The organism is Nocardia sp. NPDC020380, from assembly GCF_044386975.1.
Lineage (GTDB): Bacteria > Actinomycetota > Actinomycetes > Mycobacteriales > Mycobacteriaceae > Nocardia.
Genome location: NZ_JBIRVQ010000022.1, coordinates 106,881 through 131,033 on the forward strand (window position 1 = coordinate 106,881; position 24,153 = coordinate 131,033).

General features: G+C 65.1%; 19 protein-coding genes. 9 read left to right on the plus strand and 10 right to left on the minus strand.

Features of this window, described 5'->3' with window-relative positions; translation table 11 throughout:
* Positions 1–4 precede the first annotated feature (4 nt).
* Positions 5–892, minus strand: a complete 888-nt coding sequence (locus tag ACH438_RS41765; RefSeq protein WP_397015964.1) for a chlorinating enzyme — start codon at positions 890–892, stop codon at positions 5–7.
* Positions 876–3,863: an amino acid adenylation domain-containing protein gene (locus ACH438_RS41770; RefSeq protein ID WP_397015966.1), complete on the minus strand. Its 2,988-nt coding sequence runs from the start codon at positions 3,861–3,863 to the stop codon at positions 876–878. The genes ACH438_RS41765 and ACH438_RS41770 overlap by 17 nt, the downstream gene beginning before the upstream one ends.
* A gap of 217 nt (positions 3,864–4,080) precedes the next feature.
* On the opposite strand from ACH438_RS41770, the gene ACH438_RS41775 reads away from it, so the two are divergent.
* Together ACH438_RS41775 and ACH438_RS41780 are read left to right on the plus strand one after the other, a co-directional pair.
* Positions 4,081–6,651: an amino acid adenylation domain-containing protein gene (locus ACH438_RS41775; RefSeq protein WP_397015968.1), complete on the plus strand. Its 2,571-nt coding sequence runs from the start codon at positions 4,081–4,083 to the stop codon at positions 6,649–6,651.
* Between the two features lie 445 nt (positions 6,652–7,096).
* A complete protein-coding gene (locus tag ACH438_RS41780; protein ID WP_397015969.1) occupies positions 7,097–10,201 on the plus strand; it encodes a BTAD domain-containing putative transcriptional regulator in 3,105 nt (1,034 codons plus the stop codon).
* A gap of 16 nt (positions 10,202–10,217) precedes the next feature.
* On the opposite strand, the gene ACH438_RS41785 is transcribed toward ACH438_RS41780, so the two are convergent.
* Genes ACH438_RS41785 through ACH438_RS41805 form a run of 5 tightly spaced genes read right to left on the minus strand, consistent with a single transcriptional unit; the run spans position 10,218 to position 14,725 of the window.
* A complete protein-coding gene (locus ACH438_RS41785; protein ID WP_397015971.1) occupies positions 10,218–10,916 on the minus strand; it encodes a cyclase family protein in 699 nt (232 codons plus the stop codon).
* A gap of 7 nt (positions 10,917–10,923) precedes the next feature.
* A complete protein-coding gene (locus tag ACH438_RS41790) occupies positions 10,924–12,150 on the minus strand; it encodes an argininosuccinate synthase domain-containing protein (protein WP_397015973.1) in 1,227 nt (408 codons plus the stop codon).
* 21 nt (positions 12,151–12,171) lie between these two features.
* Positions 12,172–13,002 (minus strand): ABC transporter permease, encoded by an 831-nt coding sequence (locus ACH438_RS41795; RefSeq protein ID WP_397015975.1) that lies wholly within the window; start codon positions 13,000–13,002, stop codon positions 12,172–12,174.
* 12 nt (positions 13,003–13,014) lie between these two features.
* On the minus strand, positions 13,015–13,773 hold the full coding sequence (locus ACH438_RS41800; RefSeq protein ID WP_397015977.1) for an ABC transporter permease: 759 nt from the start codon (positions 13,771–13,773) through the stop codon (positions 13,015–13,017).
* 1 nt (position 13,774) lies between these two features.
* The gene (locus ACH438_RS41805; RefSeq protein WP_397015979.1) at positions 13,775–14,725 is read right to left on the minus strand and encodes an ABC transporter ATP-binding protein; all 951 of its coding nucleotides are present in this window, start codon (positions 14,723–14,725) and stop codon (positions 13,775–13,777) included.
* Between the two features lie 171 nt (positions 14,726–14,896).
* On the opposite strand from ACH438_RS41805, the gene ACH438_RS41810 reads away from it, so the two are divergent.
* Positions 14,897–16,204 carry a hypothetical protein gene (locus ACH438_RS41810; RefSeq protein ID WP_397015981.1) on the plus strand — a complete coding sequence of 436 codons (1,308 nt, stop codon included), beginning with the start codon at positions 14,897–14,899 and terminating at the stop codon, positions 16,202–16,204.
* A gap of 79 nt (positions 16,205–16,283) precedes the next feature.
* Positions 16,284–17,198: an AraC family transcriptional regulator gene (locus tag ACH438_RS41815; protein WP_397015982.1), complete on the plus strand. Its 915-nt coding sequence runs from the start codon at positions 16,284–16,286 to the stop codon at positions 17,196–17,198.
* Here the strand turns inward: ACH438_RS41815 and ACH438_RS41820 are convergent.
* From ACH438_RS41820 to ACH438_RS41830, 3 genes are all read right to left on the minus strand, one after another.
* The gene (locus tag ACH438_RS41820) at positions 17,162–17,692 is read right to left on the minus strand and encodes a dihydrofolate reductase (RefSeq protein ID WP_397015984.1); all 531 of its coding nucleotides are present in this window, start codon (positions 17,690–17,692) and stop codon (positions 17,162–17,164) included. The genes ACH438_RS41815 and ACH438_RS41820 overlap by 37 nt on opposite strands.
* Before the next feature lie 365 nt (positions 17,693–18,057).
* Entirely contained in the window at positions 18,058–18,210 is a 153-nt protein-coding gene (locus ACH438_RS41825; RefSeq protein WP_397015986.1) for a hypothetical protein, read from the minus strand.
* Entirely contained in the window at positions 18,207–18,605 is a 399-nt protein-coding gene (locus ACH438_RS41830; protein ID WP_397015988.1) for an ADP-ribosyltransferase, read from the minus strand. The genes ACH438_RS41825 and ACH438_RS41830 overlap by 4 nt, the downstream gene beginning before the upstream one ends.
* A gap of 285 nt (positions 18,606–18,890) precedes the next feature.
* Here ACH438_RS41830 and ACH438_RS41835 point away from each other — a divergent pair, with 285 nt between their 5' ends.
* The 5 genes from ACH438_RS41835 (at position 18,891) to ACH438_RS41855 (ending at position 24,078) form a co-directional block, all read left to right on the plus strand.
* Positions 18,891–20,096, plus strand: coding sequence for a methyltransferase (locus tag ACH438_RS41835; RefSeq protein WP_397015990.1), 1,206 nt, complete (start codon positions 18,891–18,893; stop codon positions 20,094–20,096).
* A gap of 99 nt (positions 20,097–20,195) precedes the next feature.
* The gene (locus ACH438_RS41840) at positions 20,196–21,059 is read left to right on the plus strand and encodes an SDR family oxidoreductase (protein WP_397015992.1); all 864 of its coding nucleotides are present in this window, start codon (positions 20,196–20,198) and stop codon (positions 21,057–21,059) included.
* A 241-nt stretch (positions 21,060–21,300) separates the two neighbouring features.
* Entirely contained in the window at positions 21,301–21,717 is a 417-nt protein-coding gene (locus tag ACH438_RS41845) for a YbaB/EbfC family nucleoid-associated protein (RefSeq protein ID WP_397015994.1), read from the plus strand.
* Between the two features lie 82 nt (positions 21,718–21,799).
* Positions 21,800–22,105 carry a hypothetical protein gene (locus ACH438_RS41850; protein ID WP_397015996.1) on the plus strand — a complete coding sequence of 102 codons (306 nt, stop codon included), beginning with the start codon at positions 21,800–21,802 and terminating at the stop codon, positions 22,103–22,105.
* Between the two features lie 29 nt (positions 22,106–22,134).
* On the plus strand, positions 22,135–24,078 hold the full coding sequence (locus tag ACH438_RS41855; protein ID WP_397015998.1) for a hypothetical protein: 1,944 nt from the start codon (positions 22,135–22,137) through the stop codon (positions 24,076–24,078).
* Positions 24,079–24,153 lie beyond the last annotated feature (75 nt).

Sequence of the window (24,153 nt, forward strand, 5' to 3'; positions counted from 1 at the left end):
CGGTTCACACCACGCTTTCCACCGGGGTGAACGGTTCGCCCCAGGCATTGGTGTCGGCAATGCGGTTGAGCCCGTAAGCATCTCGGCCCGCGACCAGGACGCTGCCGTGGCGGTCGAGGTCGAAGCGATGCCCGAATTCCTGGAATTCGTTCATACCGCCATAGATGCGGACGTGGGTGGGCACCACTCGGATGGCGAAGCCCATGCGCTGGCGGCGGCTGACATTGGGGGTCGACCCGTGGATGCAGCGGGCGGTGAAGATGAAGAACTGGCCGGCGCGCATCTCGAGATTGCGGACGTTCTGCTGGTCCGGATTCCAGTCCTTGTCGATCTTGATGTCGTCGTAGTTGTAGCCGAAGAAGGAATTGTCCTTGGCGGCGTTGTTCCACTTCATCGGCGCGTGCTCGTCGTATTGCCACTTCCGGTGACTGCCGGGAATGACCCTCATGCACGCGTTGTCGACCATGGCGTCAGTGAAGGCCACCCAGCAGGTCAGCTCCATCGGGATACCGGGGGAGTGCTCGGTCGCCTCCAGCATCCCGGTGCTGGTCTCACCGATGGCGTAGGTCTCGACCTGATGCCAGCCGGTGCCCGAATCGCCCGGGTTCTTTGGGAAGAATTCGGTACGCCAGCACAGGATGTCGGGCCCGATGAGCGATTGCATACGTCGCACGATCTCCGGTTCGGTGATGAGCTTGCTCAACCCCGGGATATCGAGGTGCCGGTCGTAGTTGACCGGGTTGTCGAAGACCTTGCGGGCGTTGTTCGCGGGGTCGAGCAGCGCTCTGCGCTGGGTCTTCCACCACGCGTTCATCTCCTCGGGCTCCCATAGAGTGAACGGCCCGATATAGCCCTGCTCGGCGAATGTCGCCGCGTCAGTGTTCGGATCCACGATTTGCGCTCCCTTCGGCGCCGACGCGTTCCAGCGCAGCATCGAGCTGCGCCGCGGCCTCGGCGGCGTGTTCTCCAGTGATGAATGTCCGGTGTGCACCGGCGATCTCGACGATGGTCAGCGAGCCGATGCAGAGCTCACGCATCGCGGCGGTGGCGCTCGCCCGGCGCTCGGGCGGGGTGTCGGCGGAATCGAACAGGTGCACCGGGCCCGAATACGGTTGCGGCTCATAGCGCATGGCGGCATTCATGCACGCGCGAGCGGTATCCAGGACGGTGCGCAGGTAGCCGGTGGACGACCGCGCCTGCAAGGGCGCGCCCATCAGCTGCAGCCAGGTCGGGCCGGATGTGAGATCGGTCAGCTCGGCGTCGGTGGTGGACGGATCGTCGAGCCGGGCGGCCACGGTGTCGAGCATTTCGAGAAATGGCGTGCGCCCCATCGGAAGTCCGGTGATGGGGTCGATGACCGGGTTGGCATCGAACAAGCCCAGGAACGCAACCTCCGCGCCGGCGGCCCGCAGCTGCCGGGCGATCTCGAAGGCCAGAACACCGCCGAAAGACCAACCGGCCAGCCAATACGGGCCATCCGGTTCGACCACCCGCAACTGCTCGACGTGATGGTGAGCGATATCGGCGAGCGTGCTGCCGAATTTCGGTGAAGCGCCCGTCCAACCGATACCCAGCAATCGCATCGGGGCCGTGGAAGCCAGCGCGAGTTCACGATAAGCGAGCAGCTCTCCGCCCAGCGGGTGCACGAAGTAGACGGTGCGACCGGAATTGCCGGGACGCAACGTGACTATCTGAGAGAAACGCTGTTGCGCCGCAAGCACATCGGCCGACTCCAGCGCGGCGGCGAGTTCGTCGACCGTGCCGTACTCCAACAGCAGCGACAACTCGACAGGTCGCCCGAGTACTTGCGCGAGTTCGGTGACGACCCAGGTGGCCAGCAGCGAATCACCGCCCACGTCGAAGAAGTCATCGTTACCGGCGAATTCGTCGTGACCGAGTACCCGGATCCAGATGCCGGTGACGAGCTCGGTCGGCGAGGGCGCGCTCGCGGGCTGTGGCAATGTGGATTCGGCGGCGTCGCTGGACAAGGCGGGCTCCTGTCGTGAGGGCGGGGCGAGGTCGCTGGACTGGGAATGCACCTGCGGTGCGAGTACGGCGAGGTCGCTGGGATGGGAATGCTCCGGGCGTACCGGTGCGGCGAGATCGCGGGACGGGGAATGCTCCGGAGATATCGGTGCGGCGAGGTCGCTGGGACGAGCATGCGTCGAGGGCGTAGGCGCGCCGAGAATGCTGGGCTGAGGGAGTTCCCGCGGTGGCGGAGTAGCGGGCTTGCCTGGAGCGGTTGGCAGTGGCAGGGCAGCCAGCGCACGCCGGTCGATCTTGCCGGTCGTCGTGCGCGGCAGGATGTCTACCGGGATGAAGCGGCTCGGGATCATGTACGCGGGAAGGGTGGCGCGCAGCTGATCGCCGAGCTCTCGGTGCGAAATCGGGCCGGTGGTCTGGATATAGGCGACGAGCGCCCGTACTCCATCGGCGATGAGCCGCAGATCGACCGCGGCCGCATCGATGCTCGGGTGCGCCGACAACGCGTGCTCCACCTCGCCCGGCTCCACGCGGAAGCCACGGACCTTGAGCTGATCGTCTGCGCGGCCGAGGAACTCGTAATGCCCAGCTGGTGCTGCGCGGACGAGATCTCCGGTGCGATAGAGGCGCTCGCCAGGGGCGAAGGGGCTGGCGACGAAGCGTTCCGCGGTGCGAGCCGGATCGTGCGCATAGCCGCGCGCCAAGCCCGAGCCACCGACATACAGCTCACCGGCCTCGCCTGCGGGGACAGTGCGCAACCGGTCATCGAGCACTCTGCAGGAGACGCCCGATACCGGAGCCCCGATATCCGGAACCTCGGGCCAGCGGGAAGATTCGGCCCGCAGGGTCGCACTGGTGACCAGGTGAGCTTCGGTCGGCCCGTAGTGGTTGTCGAGACGACATCCGGGCAGCGCCGCGAACAAGGCGCGGATGGCGGGCGTGATGATCAGGCGCTCACCCGCAGTGACCACCTGCCGCAGCGAATCCGGGAACACGCCCCGACGGCCGGCCTCGACAGCCAGCAGTTGCAGAGCCACATACGGGAGAAACAGCCGCTCGATGCGATGGCGGACGAGAGCATCCAGCAAGGCCGCAGGATCGCGGCGGATGTTCACCGACGAGACGATAAGCGTGCCACCGGATGCCAAGGTCGACAGCACTTCCTGAAAGGTGACATCGAAGGATGCTGCAGTGAATTGCAGTGTGCGCAAGCCCGTCTCGCCATCGCCGACCTGCCAGTCGATGAGCCGCGCAAGGCCTCGACGAGTCATCGCGACACCTTTGGGGATGCCGGTGGAACCCGAGGTATGGATGACATAGGCCAGCTCGTCGGCGTGCGCGAGGTGCGGGGTGGCGTTGTGTGCGAATGCCACGTGATCAGCCAGGGCTGCGGAAGTGGGCACGGTAGCCGCAGGGTCGACAACGGTCGTCTCCGGCTCGTGGACAGCCGACGCCGGATTCGCGACCGTGGCTGCGGGGTTGAAGACAGTGGTGGTGGCGGGTAGACGGTGGGCGCCGGCGACGTCGGCGATCGCGAACCGGCAGCGCAGTCGAGTGATGATCGCCGCAAGGCGATCCGCGGGTGCGGCCGTATCGAGTGGGCAGTACACCGCGCCCACAGTGAAAGTCGCCAGCATGGCAACCACCGTGTCGGCGGGGTCGTCCAGGTGGACAGCGACCGGCAGTTGAGGTGTCACGCCGGCGGTGCGCAATCGGTGGGCTAGAGCATCGGTTCGGAGCAGCAGCTCGCGATAAGTGATCAACCGGCCGTCGCCGCCCAGAGCTATACGGTCGCCCGCCTGTGCGGCCCGGGCGCGGATAAGGTCCAGCGGCGGTACGGGGGTGGGCGCGGTCGTGGTCGCCGGTATCGCGATATCCATGCGTGGCCTTCCGATCGCCGGCCGCTGTCGCGGTGCTTGCCAATTGCCGCCTCCGACAGTAGATTCCGGCGGTCAGAGCAGGTCAGTCACGTGAAAGTGCTACGCGGGCAGCCGGTGTCGCGTGAACGCGGGACAGGAATATTCGCATTCGGGACACGACCCTGGGATGAGTGGTTCGTCGGCCGACCACCGGCCGGCCCGGACGATCGGAGCGCTCATGACACCGGACTCCACCGCCCCCACGCCACCGAATTCCTTGCCCGGCCATCCCTCTGCGGGTCGGCATCCGGGTCCGACCGGTCTGTCGGTAGCCGAATCCAGCGATCGGGCGGCCAACGGCTGGTCGGCAGCCGGCGCCGAGCCGAGCGACTCGGTAGCGATCGGTCTTTCGGCGCCCGTGAACGGGTCCAGCGATTCCGCCGTAAACAATGGGGTGGGAACTGTCGCCGAGTTCGAGGACTACATGGGGGCCGGTTCGACGGCCTTGGCCGAGTCGGACGATTCGCTGCTGTCGGATTGCGCCGGCCCCGTCGAGGTGCCGGCCGATGTCCTGCAGCGGTTGCGGGAACTGGCTGAGCGGGCGGAGGCCGATGAATTCGTGGCGTTGTCGATCGGGGCGACGGTGCTGGCCGAGCGGATGTCGCAGTTCGGGGCCCGGCATCGGGTGCGCGTGATTCAGGGTGCGCGGGAGGCTATTACGCCTGCGCCCGTCGATCCGGGGGACAGTTTCAGTGCGGCGTTGCTCGGGGCCGGTGAACTGCGGGTTGCCGCGGTGAATGCCCAGGACGCAGCAGAACGGGTAGCGGCAACGATCGTGGTGTCCGCGGACGGGGCGCGGGTGTACGCGGAGAGCATGACCGCGGCAGCCGATGCGCCCGTCGCGTTGTGCTGGGCGGAGTCGTTCGTGCGGCTGCTCAGTGGGCTGGCTCGCGACCCTGAGTGTGCGATGGATACGCACCCGCTGTTGGATGCTGCCGAGCGGCAGCGAGTTCTGCATGGCCTCAACCGACATGAGCGCCCCGATATCCGGTATCGCACGATGGCTGGGCCGTTCGAGGAGCAGGTAGAGCGCACTCCTGACGCGGTCGCACTCGTAGACGAGTCGGGCACCGAGCTGAGCTATCGGGAACTGAACTCCCGGGCGAACCGGCTGGCGCATCTGCTCGCACGGCGGGGTGTGCGGCCGGGTATGCGAGTAGGGATATGCCTGCAACGCAGCATCGAACAGATCATCGCCATCTACGCGGTGGTCAAGACCGGTGCGGGCTACGTGCCGATGGATACCGAATTACCGGATGCACGAGTGGCTTTCATGCTCGAAGACGCAGCGCCTGCGCAGGTACTCATCGATGCCGTTGGCCGAGATCGAATCCCGCAGGGGCCCTGGGCGATTGTCGATGTCACCGACGAGACCGCATGCGCGGATTGCCCTGCCACCGACCTGGAAGTGACGGCCGCGAGCGGGGGGTTGCTGCACATCCTCTATACGTCTGGCACCACCGGGCGGCCGAAGGGCGTCGCGTATCCGACCGCCGGTGGGCTGGCGAATCTGCTCTGGCTGCAGGAACGCTATCCGTTCAGCCCGGAGGACAGCGCCTTGTTCAAGACTTCGCCGGGCTTCGACGTCTCCATCTGGGAGATCTTCTGGCCGCTGTACCACGGTGCCCGCCTGGTGATCTGCCGGGAGGGCGGGCATCGCGATCCAGGCCATCTCGCCCGACTGGTCGAGCGGTTCTCGATCTCGACGCTGTTCCTGTCGCCCACGGTGATGGGCCCGTTCATCGAACACGTTGCGGCAGTGCAGGTGCCACGTTTGCGGTGGGCCCTGTGCGGGGGTGAGCCGGTGACCACCCGCATCCGCGACACCTTCCACCGGGTGTTGCCCGAGGCGACGCTGATCAACTGCTACGGTCCCACCGAGGCCGGCAGCGTGGTCGATATGCCGCTGCCGGTCGAGCCGGGCGCACCGGTGCCGCTGGGTCGACCGGCCGCGAACTTCCGGTTCTCGATCCTGGATGACCGCCTCGAACCGGTCCCGGCGGGCATGGCGGGCGAGGCCTATATCGGCGGCGAAATCGGTCTGGCACTGGGGTATTGGAATTCCCCGGCCCGCACATCCGAGCGGTTCATCGCGGATCCCTACGGGCCACCGGGTGCGCGGTTGTATCGCACCGGGGATCTGTGCCGGTTCCGCCCGGACGGGGTGCTGGAGCATCTGGGCCGCATCGACCGGCAGATCAAGATCAGAGGCCTGCGAGTCGAGCCCGGCGAGATCGAGTCGGTCCTGGCCGCCCATCCCCAAGTGGGTGATTGCGCGGTGCTCGCGCACGGTACGCCGGTGCGGCTGCTGGCCTTCGTAGCGCCCGCCACCGGCCTCGAGCCCACGGCGCTGGACCCCGCCGCACTACGGGCGGACACCGCGACGACGCTCGCCGAACACATGCGCCCCGAACGGATCATGGTGCTTCCCCGGATTCCCTCGACCGTGAACGGCAAGATCGACACCGCCGCGCTCGTTGCGGCCTGGCGCGAGAGCGTCGAGTCGGCCCGGCAGGCAGAACCGCCGGCGAGTGCGGAGGAGGCGGCGTTGATCGCGATTTATCAGCGGGTGCTGGCAGTCGAGACTGTCAGCGCCGGAGACACTTTCATCGAACTGGGCGGGAATTCGATGCTGGCGTTCCGGCTGCTCGAGGAATGCAAGGTCGAGCTGAACGTGCGGCTCGAACCCGCGCGAGTGCTGACGGGCACGGTCCGGGAAGTCGCGGCGTCGATTCGTCTTCAGCAATGATGCTTATTCGACTGTCAGACATTGTTCACCTGCGCACCGGTCGGGACCGCGCCGGGTCCGGTAGCATCGGCGTCTTGTTTTGGAAGTTGTTCTGCCTATATCGACAAACTCGAGCAGGCTGTCGCTCGATCGTTATTGCGGAGGAGTTCATCTGATGTACAGAACACGAAGACCGCGCTGCCGTCGCCGGCTATCGGATCTCGATCCGGTGGGCACCTGACTGTGAGCATTTTCCGGTGATCGTTGGAATGGGCTGACCGGGCAAGGCTGTGCCCCCGGTCTGTCGGCAGCGAATCCGGCTGTGCCGCTGTTATTTATCGGGGAGGGGTGCGGTAGGGCCGTTGGGGGCCGCTGCCGACAGCACCGTTGGGCGGTACACTTCCGAAATCCGATGTCAGCTCCGGCTATTTGAGGCGTTGATATCAGGATGAGTAATCTGGAAAGTTTGAATATCGCGGTTCTCGGAGACTTCGCGGCATTCTGTGGTACGCGCCCGGTGGATATCGGTCCGCCGCGGCAACGCGCAATTCTGGCACTGCTGACCGTGCACACCGGTCATGTCGTCTCCACTCAGAAGATCACCGAAGAGGTCTGGGGTATCGCTCCACCCGAGCATGCTGCGGCCACACTGCAGACCTATGTCTCGCGGTTGCGCCGGATCCTGCGTGGTCCCGCATGCGCTCACGGCGGCAATCCGGTGGAACATCGCGCGCCCGGATACCTGCTGGCGCTCGATCGGGAAAGGATCGACGCCTTCCGCTTCGAGGACGAGGCTGCGGCGGGCCGAATCGCATTGCGCGAGGGAGATTTCGAACTCGCACGGAAACGGCTGACCGGTGCATTGGAATTGTGGCGGGGCACGCCCTATGCGGAATTCGCCGCCTACCGTTTCGCCACCGACGAGGCCGATCGCCTCGAACAGGTCCGCTTGACCGCGGTCACCGGGCATGCGGAGGCCGCCATCGCCCTAGGCGGGCACGAATCCGTCATCGCCACGCTGGTAGATGAGGTGCGCAACCACCCGCTGCACGAGCCCATGGTCCGGCAGCTCATGCTCGCCCTGTACCGGTCGGGCCGGCAGGCCGATGCGCTGCACGCCTACGAACACACCCGCCGCAGGCTCGCGGAAGAACTCGGCATCGACGCGGGCGAAGAACTCCAGCACCTCTACAGCGCGATCCTGCGACAGGACCCGAGTCTCAAGGACATTGACGCGGGCGCCCGCCCGGTCACCGCCGCCGGGCAGACGCGCTCCGCGAACACACACGCGGACCGTCCCGTGCTTGCGGGCCGGGAACAGGAATTGGCACGACTCGAGCGTGCGACGGCGGCGACCCTGACCGGTGCCGGGCGCACGATCGTGGTCGCGGGCGAAGACGGAATAGGCAAGACACGCTTGCTGATAGAGCTGGACGGCAACCTCACGAACGTCGGCGCGATCGATGTGGTGTGGGGCAGCGGCGTGCAGGTCGAAGGGGCGCCCACGCACTGGATGTGGGTGCAGGTGCTGCGGCAACTCGCGGCCTTACGCCCGGAAGCCTTCGGCCGGACGATCGCCGGGTCGGAAGCATTACTCGCACCGCTGCTACCGGGATATCTATCCCGGTTGGAATCGCCCGTGCCGCAATCTGCCTACCCGGCCCAGGCCCGCTTCCGAATCCATGACGAGCTGTGCCGGATCCTGGTGGAACTGGCCACCGAACGCCCCCTGGCCATCGTGTTCGACGATCTGCACTGGGCCGATCGGCCCTCGCTGGAGCTGTTCCGGTTACTGGCGGGACGCATCCGGCACGCACCGCTGCTGATGGTGGCCTCGACTCGCGACACTGCCCCCGACCTCTCGCCCGCACTGCGCGAGACATTGGGTTGTGTGTTGCGCGAATCCTTTTCGGAGACCGTGCAATTGCGTGGCATCAGCCCGGAAGCGGTGGCGCAGCTGGCGGTGGCGCTCACCGGTCAGGAGATCCCGGCGGCCTTGCGTGCGGCCTTGCATGCGCGCACGAACGGCAACCCGTTCCTGCTGACCCAGCTGTTGTCCTCGCTCGCGCAGGACGGCACCGGCGACGGCGCCGAGATCGGCAGACTACTGCTCAATCATGTGCCGTTCGGCGTGCGCGAAGTGCTGCACCACCGGCTGTCCAAGCTCGACGCGAATACCCTGGCCCTGCTGCGCTGCTGCACGGTGATCGGCACGGAGATCCCGGTCTCGCTGCTGTATTCGGTGTTCGGCGCCGATCGCCCGACCCACCGCTACATCGAACAGGCCATGCGGGCCAACCTGTTACTGGCGGATCCCGACCGCATCGACGTTCTGCGTTTCACCCACGCCCTCGTATTCGACGTCCTGCACGAGGAACTGACGGCCAGTGAGCGGGCGACCCTGCATCGGCGGGTGACCGAGGTGCTGGTGGAAAGACGCACCGCGGCCGAGGAATACATCGACCAGATCGCCTACCACTCCTGGCGCGCCGCCGCGATACTCGACTCCGCACTGGTGCTCGAGCGACTGGCCATGGCGGCCGAACGCGCCGAACGTAATCTGGACTACGAGCAGTCCGAAATGTGGCTGCGCCGCGCGGTGGAACTGACGCGCACCGCCGGCCCGGGCACGACGGTCATCGCATGGGAACGACGATTACAGACCCGGCTGGGCCAATTACTCACCGTCACCGCCGGTTTCGCCGACGCGGAAGCCGGGCGGGCCTTCTCCCGAGCGGAGGACCTGACGCAGGAGTCGACCGATCCGGATCAGCCCTCGGTATTGCTGGGCCTGAGCCTGGCGCAGTGGGCGGCCGGCCAGTACGGCACCGCCGCCGAGCTCGCCGAACGATTACGCGAACTCGGCAGGCGCACCGGCAATGTCATCGCCGTGGTCGGCGGCGCCTACGGACGCGGCCTGGTGCGATATGTGCAAGGCGACGTCCGTGGCGCATTGGCGGAGTTCGCCGCGGCCGTGCACGCCGCCGATGATCTGGTGCAGCCCTATCAGGTCGGTGAACTGCGACGGGTATTCCAGTTCGACCCGCGGGTGATCTGCCGGGCCTACGGCGCGATGTGCGCATGGCTACTGGGGGATCGGGCGCGGGCAGGGGAGTGGCTGCGGCAGATGGACACCCTGACCGCGGACAGTCCACCGGCCGAACGGGCCTTGTTCCTCTACGTGGACGCACTGGTCGCCGTCCTGGCACACGACGTGGAGCGCGTATGGCTCAGCAGCGCCGCCGCATTGGAGCTGACCGGAATCCACGAGCTGGACTACTGGAGTGATATGACCGTCGTACTGTACGGCTGGGCCATGGCCCATCGCGGCCGCGTGGAGGACGGCCTCGCACTGATCAACGAGGCGCTCGGACGGCTGGATCGCACCCGCGTCGAAATCCGGGTACCGCTGAATCTCGGACTACTGGCCATGGCGCAGCAGCGGGCCGGGGATCTGCGGTCGGCACGGGCGACGATCGACCTGATGGCCGAGAAGATCGAAACGCGCGGCGAGTACGTGTATTTCCACCCGCGCATGCCCTTCACCGATCTGCGTGAGCAGTTTCGATGAAGGGCACGAGGGTGATTCAGCCGAGAGCGCCGGGCACGACCGCGTAGGCCCGCACCGACACGGTGCCCATGCCGGCGATGGCGATCGGCGCGGCATGGAACCGGAACCCGCGCCCGGGCAGGCGGTCGAGTCCCGTGAGATGTTCGACGATCGGGATACCGGCCGCCAGCAGCCCGGTATGCGAGGGCCGGCTGCCGTCGGCCATATCGTCGATATTCACCGAGTCGATACCCACGATCGAAGGCTGCTGCGTGACAAGCCATTCGGTGGCCTCGGCGGTGAGAAACGGGTGCTCCGCGTCGCCGTAGCCGGGCGTGCCCCAATGCCGATCCCAGCCGGTGTGCACCAGCACGGCCCGGCCGGGAACGACATCGCGGTGCGGTGCCAGGTCGGCCACACCCACGGCGCGGTGGGCGCTGCGCACCACGATGGCGTCGAGATCGGTGACCCGGTCCAGCGGTATCGCGGCGAGGTCGGCGCCGTCACCGAAGCGGTGGAACGGCGCGTCCAGATAGGTGCCGGTATTGGCGACCATGCTGATGCGCCCGATCTGGAATTCCGTGCCGGGCGCATACTTCCGACGGGATTCGGCGCGCGAGAGGTGATCGGAGATCTCGGGCCCGGGCAGACCGGGATAGGTGATCATCCCGGCGGTGACAGGGTGGCTGAGATCGACGATCCGCTTACCGGCGCCGAGCGTGTCACCAGTGCTCATCGTGTCGTCACCAGAGGCCATCGTGGCCGCTGCGCACCGCGTCGGCGATGGTCGCCTGGGTCAGCCACGGCCCGTAGGAATATCCGCTCATCCAGCGCGTGAAGTCCTGGCCGAAACGCGAGTAGTACAGCCCGTTCTCCGACTTGAGCCGCAGCACCCGTACGGCCCCGCGATGTAGTCGCAGGAGCAGGGTGCCGGTGAGCGGCTCGTCGAGATCGGCCAGGCAGCGCGAAAGGCTCTGGGCGAGATGGCCGTACCAGCCGCCGTGCACCACCAAATCGGTCCACTCCCGGGCAATAGCCGCGCGGATGGTGTGCTCACGCATTCCGTAGACGGCATTGGCCAGTGCCCGGTGCGCGGTAGTGATCACCGTGGCGGCCGGGGCCTCGCGGACCTCGTGGTTCTTCACCCCGAACGGCGTGTCCTCGAGCCCGGAAAAGCGCCCGACGCCGTGCAGCCCGGCGAGCTCGTTGAGCACCGGCACCAGATCGCCGAGAGTCGTCGGCTGCCCATCCATTTCGACGGGCAGCCCGCCCTCGAACCGCAGCTCGATCTCGACGCCGCCGGCCGGACAATCATCGATATCCCGGGTCCAGGTGAAGACGCCCTCGTCGAGGATCACCTCGGGGTCCTCGACGCCGCCGGATTCGATGACCCGCGCCCAGGGATTGGCGTCGACACTGTAAACACCCATGTCGAAACCGATTCCGGCCTCCTGCAACACCTGCACCTTGACCTCGCGAGGGACATGCGAGCCCAGAAACGGTGCGGCAACAACCAATTCGCGATCCAACGCGGCCAGCGACGCGCTCAGCCGCAGCGAACTGTTCTGGGTGTAGGTGGCGGTGTGCGCGACAGCGTCACACCCGAATTGGCCGGCTACATCGACGGCGACCTTGGCCATGAGCGGCCGGGTCAGCGTCGAGCCCACGGGATATTGGCCCTGATAGTAGGCATCGGCATGGATTGCCGGCGGCAGGAACTGGGTGAAGAACTCCTGGGAGGCATCCACGGTATGCAAGCTGACTCCGAACGTAGCCGCCCGCCGTTTGGCGAGATCGGAGTCGACCTCCCCGGCCTCGCCGATGCGAACTTGCAGGGCGGTCACCTCGATACGGCGCCGGGCCAGCCACTGCAGCAGATAACTGCCGTCCACCCCACCGGAGTACAACACCAGGACGTGGCGCGGCGCAGTGGTTTCCAGCTCGTCCAGTGAGCTGATGAAGTGAGGCATCGAAACTCCTGTCGGGAGGGTTCACGCGTGCAGGTCGGCATCGACCCGCCGGGTGGCGAAAACGAGTCCGGCGGCGGTCATGAGCACCAGGTAGCCGGCGTGCACGAGCATTCCGCTGCTGTAATCGCCGATGGTGATGCCGCGCAGCAGCTCGATCGCGTGATACAGCGGGGTGAGTTCGGCGATGACCTGTGCCCAGGTCGGGTATTGGGACACCGGGAAGAAGGTTCCGGAGAACAGGAACAGCACGGTCTGGCCGACGGTGACGATGTCGAAGTCCTGCCAGCCACGCAGCAGCATGGCCAGCCCGATCCCGACGGCACTGAACGCGGCATTGATGAGCACGGTCGCGGCGAAAGCGACTACGGCATTACCGATTCCGACGAGTCCGGCCAGCGCCAGCACGATCACGAAGATGCCGCTGAGCATCGACACCCGCAGGATCTCCCACAACCAGTCACCGACCACGATTTCGCGGGTGGTGATCGAGGTCGTGGAAATCATGCGGAACATGCCGTGCTGCTTGTGGCGGGTGTAGAAGCTGAACACCGACGCCGAGATCGCGCCGGACATGCAGGACACGGCAAGCATTGCGGGGGAGACGAAATGCAGATAGTTCATGGTCTGGCCGTCGGTGGTGATGCGGCGGTTGACCAGACTGCCGACGCCCAGACCCAGAGCGAGTAGGTAGAGCACGGGCTCGAGGACCGCGGACAGCCAGATGGCACTGAACAGCGTCACCCCGCGCCGATGCTTGAAGGTGAACACGAACATGGGTTCCAGCACGGTGAGCACGTGAACCGGGAAGGCCCGATCCGGTGCGGCGGAACCGGTGGAGACAACGGTAGCCATGGTGTCGGGACCTCAATCGTCGAGACGGCGTCGGAACGAACGATTCGCCAGCCACCAGCCGGCGATCAGCCACACCAGCAGATAGGCGGCATGGCCTGCGGCGGACAGCAGCGGGGGATTGCCGAAGGTGAAGTCCCGCAACAGGATCACCGCATGGGTCAGCGGTGAGAAATACGACAGCGGCTGCAGGAAGACCGGCAACTGACTGACCGGGAACAGCACACCGGAGAACAGCACCGCGGGCAGGATCAGGAACCGGCCCAGTAGCAGGAACCAGTCCACATCGTCGATCGCCGCGGAGAACGCCGTGGTCGGTGCGGCGACGGCGACCGAGACGAGCCCGGCGATGAAGGGCGCCGATATCGCCAGCCCGGGGGTGACCGCGCCGAATGCCCACGCCACGATCAGGAATGCGCCGGTGGCGACCTCGGTGACGATCAGGACATACATCAGCCAGCCCAGCACCATGTCCGGCACGCGGACCGGCGTGGAACGCATCGCGTGAATCCCACCCACCCACTTGAATTCGCTCAACACCCCGTAGGTGGATTCGTTGGCGCCGATCTGGAACGCGGTCGAGGCGAGCAGGCCGGGCGCGATCCATCTCAGGTAGTCGTGCCCGCCGATGGTGTGCACATAATGCCCGACACCCCAGCCCATGCTGACCAGGAACAGGATCGGCAGAATGAAGAACGAGAACGCGGAGGCCCGCCACAGCCGCTGATACAGCTTGACGTGCCGTTCGAGGACGGTAACCGCTTGGGGGGCCATGTCATTCCGCCAGGGTTCGTCCGGTGAGGCGTAGGAAAACGTCCTCGAGGGTGGAGCGGCGCACGGTCACCCGGGTCGGGGACAATCCGCGGCGATGCACCTCGCTGACCGCGCTGTCCCCGTGGGGGACATAGAGAATCACGCGATCGGGCAGGATGTCGTACTGCTCGGCGATGCCGGTGAGCTGCAGCGTCGTCTCTTCGGTCGGGCTGTCGGCGAACCAGAGTTCGACGACCTCCTGGCCCGCGTGTTCCTTGATCAGCACCTGCGGTGTGCCCTCGGCGACGATGTGGCCGCGGTCGATGATGACGATGCGATCGCAGAGTTGTTCGGCCTCGTCCATGTAGTGCGTGGTAAGGACCAAGGTCGTGCGCTGCTGTTTGAGCTCGAGCAGCCGCTGCCACACGATGTGGCGCATCTGCGGATCGAGTCCGGTGGTCGGTTCGTCGAGGAAGACCAGCTCGGGGGAATTGACCAGCCCGCGCGCGATGGCCAGCCGGCGCTGCATGCCGCCGGACAGGTCGTCGGCTCGGGTGTCGGCCTTCTCGTCGAGTTGCGCGAAATGCAGCATTTCCTTGCCGCGGCGGCGTGCCTCGGGCCGGGGGTATCCGAAATATCGCGCGTAGGTGGTGAGGTTCTCGAGTGCGGTGAGATCGATATCGAGATTGTTCTCCTGATGCACGATTCCCAGGTTCCGGCGGATGCGCGCGGCATCGCGGCGCGGATCGCGGCCCAGGACCCGCAGGTCGCCCGCGGTGGGCCGGGAAATGCAGCTGAGCATGCGCATCGTCGAGGATTTACCGGCGCCGTTGGGGCCGAGCAATCCGAAGAATTCACCCGAATACACATCGATATCCACGGCGTCGACGGCGGTGAGGTCGGAAAAACATTTGGTCAATCCGCGCCCGCGGACGGCGATGCCGTCGAGCGGCGGATCGTTTTTCGTGTCCAAAGCGGAAATCCCCTCGCGAGTGAAGCATCGGTCGCATTGCTGAGGTCGTGATGCGGTAAGGCTAAACGCAAATATGGTCGCCGCGAAAGATGCTGTGCCAAGGAGTGCGAACAAAAGGGCATACCCGAAAGGCTAGTTACCTTAATTCTTTATTATTGACACTCTGGCGGTATGACGGACACGGTCGATCTCATTATTCCGAACAATGCCGAGTTCAACCTGCGCAATTTCCCGCCCCGATTCGACAAGGCGGCCGAAGCGAATTTCCTCGCCGCCGGCGACATGCTGTCGGACCAGGCCGTCTTCTGGTCCAGCGGGCCTCGCGTGCTGGTGCTGGCCGAGGGGGTGGATCCGGAGTGGTTCGCTGACGTGCACCGGGTGCTGGAGGTCGACCCGCCGCCGGTCATCAGCCCGGCACGCCGGACCGGGCGACTGGTCGAGGATCTACTCGCCGACGAGTCGGCCCTGGCCGAGCTTCGCGCACTCCTGACTTCCCTGCGGGTGCGGATCCGGTGTGTGGGAGCGGCTCCGGCGATGTACCGGCTGCTTGCCACGATCCAGTCGTGGGGCATCGAGACCGAACTCGACGGGCCCGCGCAAGACGATTACTGGGCGAGTGTGTACCTGGACAACAAACTCAGCTGCCTCGACCTGGCCGGGCGCATCCCCGGATTCCGGGTCCCGCCAGGAGTCACGGTGACCACACCGATGGAGCTGGAAGGCGCACTGGCAGCATCGCTGTCCGGTGCCGGTCAGGTGATCGTCAAGAGCATGCACGGCGTCAGCGGCGACGGCTCGATCGTCGTCGGCCCGGCCGGCGTCACCCTGGATGCCTTCTGGGCCAACGCCTTTCACGATCCATTCCTGCGCACCTACCCGCTGTTCGTCCAGTCCTACCTGGACCACGCACCTGACGTCGGCTGTCCTGCCGTCGACATCCTCGTCACCGAAACCGGCGTCGAGACCGTCGTGCTGAGCACGATGACCGTCGACGTCAAACGCTATGAATCGGTAGCGGTGGGGGAGAGCTGCGTCCCCGCGGATCTCCGTGCGCCACTACGCGCACTGGGCCACGAGGTAGGTCAGGCCGCCCACGCACTCGGCTATCGAGGCTGGTTGTGCGCGGACTGCCTCGTCGACCGACAGCGCCAGCTCTACGTCACCGAGATCAATGCGCGCCGCAGCGGCGCGATGCATCCCATTGCGCTGCTGGAACATTGGGGCGCCGGAGATCCGGGCAGCGTCGCACATTCACACGACAGCATACCGGTCACGTCGGAGTCCGGCCGGCTTTCCTACACCGAGCACCTACGCCCGCGCTTCGACAAACTCTGGGCCGATGGCCACCGCGTGGTACCGACCGCCGTTCGGGGACTGGGCCGTTCGGCCCCGATCTTCGCCGCAACCGCCGTCGCCGGCGATGCGTCCACCGCCCGCACCCTCATCGAATCGATCGCGCGCGACCCCGTCCAGCCCTGATCCGTTCGGACCGGTCGCCATCCACTGGTCCGGCTACAACGAATGACGCCCGTACATCACATCCTGGACGGGGGTTGCAATGAACGGCAGTCAGTTCGTCGAGGTACGGCGCGCGGAGCTGTATTCGCAAGACGCCGAGGAGACCGTCGAGTTCGTGAGCTCGGTCTACGCCGACAACGACCTTCGATTCCGCAAGGTCCCCGCGCAATCCCGGGTCCGCACCGTGGCCACGATGTGCGGAGAGATCATGGCCACCGAGATCCGCAGCACCCTCGGCTACAGCTGCGAGATCGACGCCCTGCGCGACCAGATCTACTTTCAGCGCACATTGCGCGGGCGGATGCGGCTGCGCGGTGGCCGCCACGATATCGGACAGCGGCGAAACGACCTGGCGGTCTATCCCTTCGGCTCGGCGATGATCGCCGACTGCGACAACCACGACGTCAACCTGCTCCACATCCCGCATCAAGCGATCACAGAGGCGGCCGCCGAGTCCGGAAACGACAGTGCGGCAGTCGAATTCACCTCATTGATACCGTTGGACCCACGCCGCGAACGATTCTGGGGACGACTCTTCGACCTCGTTCATCATGAACTCACCGAGCCCGACTCACCCGTGCTGACCGAACTGGTCGTGCAGAACCTGATCCGCAGCCTGGCCTCCGCCGCGCTCACGGTCTTCCCCAACACGACCATGGACCCGCAGCAATCAGGCCCGGGCATCGTCCCGAACTCGGCGCTGCGCAAGGCCGTTGACTACATCGAGGCTCATCCGACCCGCCCGATCACCGTGACCGAACTCGCCGAACATGCCGGAATCAGCGTGCGCGCCTTGCGCTACGAGTTCCAGAACCACTACGACACCACCCCACTCGGCTACCTGCGCCGCGTCCGCCTCGAACGGGCCCATTCGGGCACAGCCCGAGCCCAGCCTTACGCCATCGACCGCAGACGCGGCTACTGCGGATCGCCGGCCTGGTCCCGGCGTACGTAGCCGCGGAACTCGTAAGTCAGCCCGCTCTCATCGGATTCGTGCGGTCCGCTCGTGTAGGCCAGCATGAAATCCTTCACCGGGATATCCGGCGCCAGGGTATCGCCGTCGATGTCGCTGGAAATCTCGGTGACCGCAAGGACGGTCGCGAACGGCATTGCCTCCGAGAGCGTTTCGCCACCACCGATGACCCAGGTCTCCTCCGGATCGGTCAGCGCCAGCGCCTCCTCGAGAGTTCCGGCGGTCATCACCGAATCGCCCGACCAGTCGGGCGTATGGGTGATGACGATATTGCGCCGATTCGGAATCGGCCGCACCTCATCGGGCAGCGATTTCCAGGTGTGATGCCCCATGATGATCGGCCGCCCACCGGTGACCTCATCGAAGTGCTTGAAATGCTCAGGCACGGTCCACGGAATCCCCCCGTCGAGACCGATCGTTCGATGCCGGTCCTCAGCCCAGATCAAGCCGATGATGCGCTTACCGGAATCGGTCATCGATGTGCTCGCCTTCTGTACGGGTGATCTTGCCGGTCGTGACCATAAGCGGAGCTAGCGCCTCCATATTAGCCGAGAGGTGAGAGAGTGGACCGCCGCCCTCCTACGGACTGGCATTCGCGCGAGGCTCACGGAAGCAGGGAAGTCGCGGCCCGCGCTCGGGTGCACTGGCCGGAAGAGGAGCGGCTGGCCCGTCGGGTGGCGAGAGGCCCCTTGTTGCCCGGCGGCTTCGCCATGCAGGGCGGTCTCGCCAGCGCGTCGATATCGATGCGAGGCGGCCGGGGCTGCTTGGGATGGTCAGGCACCTGCAACCGGGAAGGGCTCAGGTGTCGGCCTCGTGGAGCGGTGCGGAAGCGCTCTACAGGCTACTGATCGTCTTTGCTGGCGGCTGCCTCGGTGGGGCGTTGGGGGAGTTTGCGGCCCAGCAGTTTTTCAGCTTCGCGGCGGTTTGCCTCGACCTGCTCGGGGGTCAGCTTGACCCTGCGTGCGCGCCATGTTTCCTGCGTCAACGCAGTCAATGCTCGCCTCCCTTCACAATTGCCTGGATGCGCCACATGTTACGCGCCTCATCCATGCCGGCGCCGACTACGACATACGAGCGAGCATCGATGAGAAGCACTTCCCTTTCGCGGGGCACCGGACTGAGTTCACCCAACCGGAGGGCTGGCGTGCCCTCGGGGACGAGCATGTCCAGGATCACCGGCGGATGATGGCGCATCGACCGCGGAGGGATGGCCACACCGGATGTCGACATGAATCCGTCATGAACGAACTCTTCGTCGATCAGTGCGGCTGCCGACTGTTCGTCGACGATGCCGTAGACCTGCCCGTCTGCTTCGCGGGTAACCCGAACGGTCTGTGGGAGTGGATATTTCGCCAGACCTGACCTGATGAGAGCGATGCGGCGCGCCACGGCGGGCGCGCCGGAGCGGTACTCGCGGTGTGGGCAGACGGGGTTCGAAGCTTTTGGTGATACAGCTCGATTGTGTGGAGATCGGCGCGGTGTTGTCTACCGGAGAATCCGGCGCTGATCGCGTTGCTGGTGGATCGGGATCTGGGCGAGATCGACGCGTCTTGTCGCTTATGTCTGTACCAGCGCGTGCGCACAGTGATGTGATTGACCCGAGCCTCGCGCTCTGCCCGGATTTGCACCTGGCCGCTGGCTCGCATATCGGTCTTAGTACTGGAGGCAATGCAGATGGCACATTCCAAGAGCCCGATCGAAGCCGACCCACTCCTCCCGGGCGCAGGCGTGTCCCTGGAGGCAGGCCGGGCGCCCACGGCCCTCGATGCCGACCGCGTGCGAGGGATTCGCCGTGAGTTGTTGCTGATGAAGGCTTTTCAGAGCCGGATCGCCGGTCCGATCCTGCGGCGCTTCGCTGATCCTCAGCAGATCCTGGAGCAAGGGATGGCGTTCTGGCCCTCCCGAGTTGTCCTCACCGCGGTCGAGGCCGGAGTCTTCACCGAATTGGCGGTGAGTCCGCGCTCGCAACAGGAACTGATGGACCGGCTCGAGTGGCATCCGCGTGCCGCCGGACCCTTCCTCGGTGCCCTGGTCGACATGGGATTGCTGCGGCGAAACCGCGAGGGGCGCTACACGAATTCGCGTCAGGCCGCGCTGTTCCTCGACCGCGCCAAACCCAGCTACATCGGCGGACTGATGGAGCTGTCGAGCACGCGACTCTACGACCTGTGGTCGGGGCTCGGCGATCTGCTCCGCACCGGCCAACCTGGAGCTGTGGAGGAACACGGCGAGAGCGAATTCTTCTCCACGCTCTACGGCGACCAGGCAGCACTGCGGAAATTCCTGGCTGGAATGACCGGCATCTCCACCGGCGAAGCCATGCTCATCGCCAAACGCTTTCCCTGGCAACACTTCCGGACCTTCGCCGACGTCGGCGCAGCACAAGGCGCACTGCCGGTACGAGTCGCACTCACCCACTCCCACGTCAGCGGCTTCAGCTACGACCTGCCCGCGGTCGGTCCGATCTTCGAGGAATACGTCGCCTCCTTCGGCCTCGACGACCGGATCCACTTCACCGCAGGCGACATGAACGAGGGCCCACTGCCGACCGCCGACGTGATCTGCTTCGGCCACCTGCTCCACGGCTACAGCGAAACCAAACGCCGGGAACTGATCGCCAAGTCCTACACCGCACTCCCGCCCGGCGGCGCGCTGCTCGTCTACGACGCGATGACCGACCCGAGCCGCCGCAACAACCTCATCAGCTACCTCTCCAGCCTCAACATCATGCTGGAAATGCGCGAAGGCTTCGAAGCTACGACCACGCAGTGCGAAAGCTGGCTCCGCGACGCAGGATTCGTCCAGATCAAGAAGCAGCACCTGATCGGGCCGACCTCGATGGTCTTCGGCCGCAAACCGGGCCGATTGCCGGCGAAGTGACCACCCGAACAGTGTAAAGCAACATGGTTGCGTTATTAGCGCAACCATGTTGTACTAACTCCTGTAGGTAGTTCTCCGACGACTTCGAAAGGCTTTGCGATGACCGCACCGACCATCGTCATCACGGGCACCTCCAGCGGGTTCGGGCAGATCGCTGTCCGGCTGTTCGCCCAGGCCGGTTGGAACGTGGTAGCCACCGTCCGCAAAGAGTCAGACCTCAACGCGCACAACGGAATCGACAACGTCAAAACCCTGCTGCTCAACGTCGACGACGAAGAAGCCGACCTCGCCTTCGGTGAACTCGCCCAAGCGCAATTCGGCCGCGTCGACGCCCTGATCAACAACGCCGGCTACTTCCAGGCCGGCCCCCTGGAAGCGACCTCGATGGAACAGGTCCACCGCCAGTTCCAAACCAATGTCTTCGGCCTGATCGCCCTGAACAAGGCCTTCATCCCGATCTTCCGCCAACAGCGCTCCGGCGTAATCGTCAACGTCAGCTCCATCAGCGCCGACGGCGGCTTCCCCTACACCTCCAACTGCCAGGCCTCCAAGGCCGCAGTGGCGTCCCTCACCGAGGGCTTGCACGCCGAGCTGAGCGAGTTCGGCGTCCAGGTCAAGGCCCTACACCCCGGCAACCACGCAACCAAGATCTTCACCAAGATCGACGTCGCCGACGGCGTCCCCCAGGATTACCTGGCCTCCTGGGACAAATTCAACTCCCTCAACACAGTCCGCTCGGACCCGTCCGGCACCGCCGACGTCATGTTCCGCATGGTCACCGACGGCGATCGCAAAAAGGTCCACTACTACAGCGGCCCCGACGGCACAGCCATCCCCCGAGTCAAGCAACTACTCGGCCAGGACTGGTACTTCGAAGAACTCAGCGCCCGCAACCACTCCGAAGCCAGCCCCCTGTGGAACGCCCTGATGCCCACCCCGACATCGGCAGGCAGCCCTGAATAGCGTCGGCGCTCAAGCCATTCGTGCCCACAGTCATAAGCTGTCGGACCCTGGGGGTGAGATAGCTAGGCGGACAGTCGTATTCGACGGATCGACTGCCGGCCCGACCGGTGATTCGAGTTGGCCGCGGAACTCCGTGACGCAGTGGGCGGTCTCGGCGGTTCGAGTGGCCATGCACTGTCCTACGTGGCAGGGTCGTAGGTCCGGAGGATCGGCGTTACGTCATCTCGGCAGGAGGGGTTGGGTGAGTTCACCGCAATCGGGTCCACTCGGTTACACCGAATCGCTGGCCACGAAGATGGACCGGCTGACTGAGGCGCTGTGTGGCAGCCGCGCCGCTCTTCGGGAGGGTGGCGTCTATGTCGATGTGTACGCCAACGGCCAGGTTCGCGCCATCACCATCGATGATGAGGCCATCGCGTCTGCCGCGCATCTGGGCCCGCTGATCGTGGATCTGATCAACAGGGCGCGTGAGCAAGCCCAAGAGCAGGTGGAACAGTTGGTGCGTGAGGTCGAGCACGATCCACGTGTCGCCGGTGTTGTCGAGCAGATCCGCGACGCCCCTGAGCGTGGTCTACCTCCTGCACCACAGGGGACCGAGGGTTGGGATGAAGAGGGCGACGACCCGTGGCGGCCCAGGTCGCGGATCGCGGCGGATTGATTCCGTGCGGAACTGTGTCCTTTCCCTGAAGTAGAGTTCCACGCAATATCTCGATCAACACTGACCCAAGGGGGGATCAGCGGTGGCCAACGACGATATCTATGTCGACCCGGAACGGACCCGTTCCTTGATCACGACAGTCAATACCTCAGCTGACACACTGGCGACGCTGCGCGCGGATGAGAAGGTGCTCGCGATTGCTGGCATCGTAGGGGGAACCGGCATTGAGGCTGCCTGTATCAAGGGGGCGCAGAGTGCTACCACCGCGGTCGGTGCGACGGCCGAGAAGGTTCGGGTGCTTGCGGTCAGCACCGATACCGGGCTGAAAGAGCTCGAGACCCAGGATCGGCTCAACGCCACTCACATCACTCAAGCTGGTCCCCGATGAGCTATGGCCCACCGCTATCGTCGATCCCGATGGTGTCGCAGGTGACCAGTTGGCAGCTGGGAGTCCTTGCCGAGCAAGGCACCTACTGGGCCCAGCAGGCGGGCAAGCTCAAGACCGAACTCGACACCGTGAACAACAACGTCGCCAACTCCCCGGATTACATTGTCGGTAAGTTCGGTAATGCGTTGCGCGACAAGACAGTCACGGTGCGCGACGAGGGGTACAAGGTCGTCGGCGCTCTCGACGACGCCGGCGCCGCGGTGTCGGGTGGCATCGCACCGATGACAGCGGCACAAAAGGCCGTCGTCGATCAGAAAGCAATCATCACCGGACAGGGCTTCATGCTGGCCGAGGACGGCGGGGTGGTGCTGTCGCTTTCGCAGGTTGCGAATGCGTTGTCCGACAGCAAGAACGGGGTAACGAAACTCGCTGCGCTGCAACGCAGTGCGGATGACTTCCAAACCTGGATGCGGACCTACCTTTACAACGCAGGCGACGCTGCGCAGACCGTGGCCAACGCCATCACCAAGGCGTTCGGCGAATTGCCGAACAGCGTCGACGGCGCCGCACCGGTACCGATCACCGCGGCGTCCGGTGAGGATCTCGGCAATAAGATCAAGAACTCCGACCAGATCCCGCCCGAGGTGCTTTCGCAGGTCGATCAGGTGCTTGACGAGACCCAGCTCTCCGACGACGACAAGGCCAAACTGAAAGCCGGGGACACGGTGGTCGTTCCGGCCTCCACGCTGGAATTCACCCAGAAGCTGCTCGACAGTGCCGGTCCGGAAGGGTTCGAGAAACTCAGCGAGCAGCTACGCGCGCAGGGCCCCGATGGAGAGAAGCGGGCCCAAGAGCTGGCCCAGTCGTTCATGGTGCTGTCCAACCAGAACGTCAAAGGTGTTGAGGCAAGCGGCAAACAGGTCGACGGCGGCTACGAGACGCTACCCCAGTCCTACCGTGACATCATCTCCAACCGCGTCGTCGAACAGCCCGGATCCCAGCCCGGTATGCCCGGCTACATCTGGGACGGAAACTCGTTCAAGTACGAAAACCCCAAGGGCGAAAGCGAAATCCAAGCCGGCCGCGACCACTACCAAAATCTATCGCGACTATCCAACGCCCTCGACCTCGCGGACCCCAGCTACACACCCGGCACCAAACTCAGCACCGAGCTATACCGGCAAGGCGCGTTCCTATCGGAAATCCAGACCGACGGGCGCACCGCCGCACTGCCACATGACCCAGCCGCACTCAACAGCACGATCGGCAATGTCGTCGATATCGCCTCCCGCAATACCGACGCCACCTCAGTCATCCTCACCGGCCAAGGCACCCCTGACCATCTTGGTTCCGGCTATCACCGCGACCCCGCAGTCGTATCGCTGCTGGAACACCAATGGCCTGACGGCATCGAGAAATCGCCGATGAAGAACGTGCTCGACTGGATGAACCAAGATTCCCACGTCGATCTGTCGCCCGGTGACGAGGGCTACCAGCACCAACTCGACCAAGCCACCAAGGCGGGCAACTCCGCTCATGCACTGGCCGACATCATCTCCACCACCAAATCACCCGAGGGCCTCAACAACTTCGACTCGCTGTTCAACCACAACAGCCAAGCGTTGCCCTATGTTGCCGCAGCCCTGTCACCGTATGTCGGCAACATGGTGGATGTTCCTGAAAACATCACCGGCACACACGGATTCGGTGATCTCAACCCGGTACAAGCGACCCGCGTGTTCGCTCTCATGGATCAGGATCCGTTGGCCGGAAAGATCCTCAACGGCGCCGCTATCGCTCAGTCCTACCAATACGACAAGGCTTTCGTTCTCGACGGAGGCAGCGGGCCCGACGGAGAAGCCAACAAGTACGCGCTGTATTCCGGCCGCCTGCAAGGGCTGGTCGAAGGAGGCATCGCCGGCAACAACGGCTTGCACAACTACGACGCGGAGGCGGGCCTTGACCCCGGGTAGTGGACACGCTTGATCTTGGTCTCAGACCAGGGAAAGCGAGAAGATCTACCCGATGTCCAAGAACTACAACGAAGA

Bases quoted from the DNA above. Each gene is read 5' to 3' on its own strand.
- ACH438_RS41815 (WP_397015982.1), top strand. From the start codon at position 16,284: ATGAACGGCAGTCAGTTCGTCGAGGTACGGCGCGCGGAGCTGTATTCG.
- ACH438_RS41795 (WP_397015975.1), bottom strand. From the start codon at position 13,002: ATGGCTACCGTTGTCTCCACCGGTTCCGCCGCACCGGATCGGGCCTTC.
- ACH438_RS41770 (WP_397015966.1), bottom strand. From the start codon at position 3,863: ATGGATATCGCGATACCGGCGACCACGACCGCGCCCACCCCCGTACCG.
- ACH438_RS41785 (WP_397015971.1), bottom strand. From the start codon at position 10,916: ATGAGCACTGGTGACACGCTCGGCGCCGGTAAGCGGATCGTCGATCTC.
- ACH438_RS41800 (WP_397015977.1), bottom strand. From the start codon at position 13,773: ATGGCCCCCCAAGCGGTTACCGTCCTCGAACGGCACGTCAAGCTGTAT.
- ACH438_RS41820 (WP_397015984.1), bottom strand. From the start codon at position 17,692: ATGACCGATTCCGGTAAGCGCATCATCGGCTTGATCTGGGCTGAGGAC.
- ACH438_RS41790 (WP_397015973.1), bottom strand. From the start codon at position 12,150: ATGCCTCACTTCATCAGCTCACTGGACGAGCTGGAAACCACTGCGCCG.
- ACH438_RS41855 (WP_397015998.1), top strand. From the start codon at position 22,135: ATGGTGTCGCAGGTGACCAGTTGGCAGCTGGGAGTCCTTGCCGAGCAA.
- ACH438_RS41840 (WP_397015992.1), top strand. From the start codon at position 20,196: ATGACCGCACCGACCATCGTCATCACGGGCACCTCCAGCGGGTTCGGG.
- ACH438_RS41810 (WP_397015981.1), top strand. From the start codon at position 14,897: ATGACGGACACGGTCGATCTCATTATTCCGAACAATGCCGAGTTCAAC.
- ACH438_RS41775 (WP_397015968.1), top strand. From the start codon at position 4,081: ATGACACCGGACTCCACCGCCCCCACGCCACCGAATTCCTTGCCCGGC.
- ACH438_RS41835 (WP_397015990.1), top strand. From the start codon at position 18,891: ATGGCACATTCCAAGAGCCCGATCGAAGCCGACCCACTCCTCCCGGGC.